Genomic DNA, 2,064 nt, shown 5'->3' with positions numbered 1-2,064 from the left:
TTTGTGCTCGCTTGCTCAGCGGATTGTCCTACGGACAATCAAGCTCGCCAGCTCGCACAGTTTTTATACGAGACGTTATGCGTCATTAATAAGAGAAAATGAATCAACCAAAAATATTTCTAAGCTACTCCCATCGCAATAAAGAAAAAATTGACAAAATCAGAAAAATTCTAATTGATAATGGATATTTTGTCCTTAGCGATTACGAAGTAAAATATGGAGAATTTCTATCAGAGAAAATTTTTGAGCAAATTTTAGAAGCAGATTATTATGTAACATTTATAACTCCACAATATTTTGAATCTCAAAATTCATCAAATGAATTTTATAAAATCTTAGGTTATTCCCAAGAAAATAGGAAGAAAACAATTTTACCGGTTCTATTAGATTATACAATGTTACCACCAGAAATTGGGAATAGATTGTATCTGGATTGTATTGGTATGACTGCGGAAGATGTTGCTCTTAGTATAATAAAAGCCATATTTAAAAATGAAGGGCAAAAAGCAGCAGAAAAGGAAAAAATCGAGAAACGAATTGAGAAAATAAATACTTCTATAGTTCAATACATAGAACCTATAATTGAAGACTTAGAGGAAAGAGAATCAGAATTAAAGAAGAAGGCAAATCTATGGAATTGGATTGGGTATTTATCAATAGTAATAGGGGTAATAGGTGCAATTATCATAATAATAACTGATATTTTCAACAACACTAATTTCGATTGGAATAAGACTATATATTTAGGCATTAAAGGTGCTATCTTGTTAATTTTATTATTAGCATCATCAAAATATGCATTTACTCTTTCCAAATCTTATATGAGTGAAAGTATTAAAAATGCAGATAGAATTCACGCTATTTCATTTGGTAAATTTTACATTAATGTTTTCGAGAGCAGTATTAATCCTAATGATTTCAAAGAAATATTTGAAAATTGGAATTTAACAACAGATTCTTCATTTTCTTCAATATCAACAAATAACTATGATCCTAAAATCATTGAGAAAACAAACGATTTAATTAGAAGTATTAAGGATATTTCCAAGAATTAACGCCGCATAACAACGGCTCATCGCAAATAACGGGTTGCATGCTAAAAATTTCTATTTTAGAGACCAATTATTAAAACAACTAAGCCGACAAATCCGCGTCCTTACTCCCGCAACTTGCGATAGCCGGAACCGTTGTCAACCATAGCTCCTGAGCAAAATATAAAATGAAAACCAATGAAAATTAATAAAGTAGGTTACTACATTTTAAACGCCATATTATTTATATCAATAATTGTTGGGTTCTATGAACTGATAGATATTAAAACATTGATAGCAGTTTTTATAACCCCAGCTTTCATAATATCCGCCTCTTTAAGATATAAAAGTAAAAAAGAGAAAACCGTGGATTCCATTTAAAGCGGACTTTTTTAATCAGCCGCGGATTAATTTATCACTCTTGCGGACTTAAAAACGAATCGGCAACTCTTTCGTGCTCACTCAGCTGTGTCGCTACGGATTGACAACAACATATAAAAACAATGCTATCTTTAAAGTCTAATCGAAAAACCTGGCTGGCTTGCATCGTCTGATTTTCCTTCGGAAAATCATTCTGGCTGGCTCGCACAGTTTTTATACGAGACGTTGTCAACCATAGCTCCTGAGCAAAATATAAAATGAAAACCAATGAAAATTAATAAAGTAGGCTACTACATTTTAAACGCCATATTATTTATATCAATAATTGTTGGGTTCTATGAACTGATAGATATTAAAACATTGATAGCAGTTTTTATAACTCCAGCTTTCATAATATCCGCCTCTTTAAGATATAAAAGTAAAAAAGAGAAAACCGTGGATTCCATTTAAAGCGAACTTTTACTCAGCCGCGGATTAATTTATCACTCTTGCGGACTAAAAAACGAATCGGCAAATCTTTCGTGCTCACTCAGCTGTGTCGCTACGGATTGACAACAATGTATCCTATGAAAAGTAATAACCAGATTCTCTTCCAAATTTAATATTTAATTCTCTTTATTTCAATAGTTTATATTTTTTAGCGCGTTGAATT

The 2,064-nt window shown here is 31.7% G+C and carries 3 protein-coding genes; all 3 read left to right on the top strand.

Annotated elements, in window-relative coordinates; genetic code table 11:
- Positions 1-98 precede the first annotated feature (98 nt).
- The 3 genes from ACW6QP_RS15330 to ACW6QP_RS15320 all read left to right on the top strand — a co-directional run bounded on the left by ACW6QP_RS15330 (position 99) and on the right by ACW6QP_RS15320 (position 1,862).
- Positions 99-1,055 (top strand): toll/interleukin-1 receptor domain-containing protein, encoded by a 957-nt coding sequence (locus ACW6QP_RS15330; protein ID WP_457911752.1) that lies wholly within the window; start codon positions 99-101, stop codon positions 1,053-1,055.
- A 174-nt stretch (positions 1,056-1,229) separates the two neighbouring features.
- Positions 1,230-1,412, top strand: coding sequence for a hypothetical protein (locus tag ACW6QP_RS15325; protein ID WP_457911751.1), 183 nt, complete (start codon positions 1,230-1,232; stop codon positions 1,410-1,412).
- A 267-nt stretch (positions 1,413-1,679) separates the two neighbouring features.
- Positions 1,680-1,862: a hypothetical protein gene (locus ACW6QP_RS15320; RefSeq protein ID WP_457911751.1), complete on the top strand. Its 183-nt coding sequence runs from the start codon at positions 1,680-1,682 to the stop codon at positions 1,860-1,862.
- Positions 1,863-2,064 lie beyond the last annotated feature (202 nt).

This window comes from Salegentibacter haimaensis (assembly GCF_054121495.1).
The sequence above is the reverse complement of the archived record's forward strand: the minus strand, read 5'-3'. Positions and strand labels throughout refer to the sequence as shown.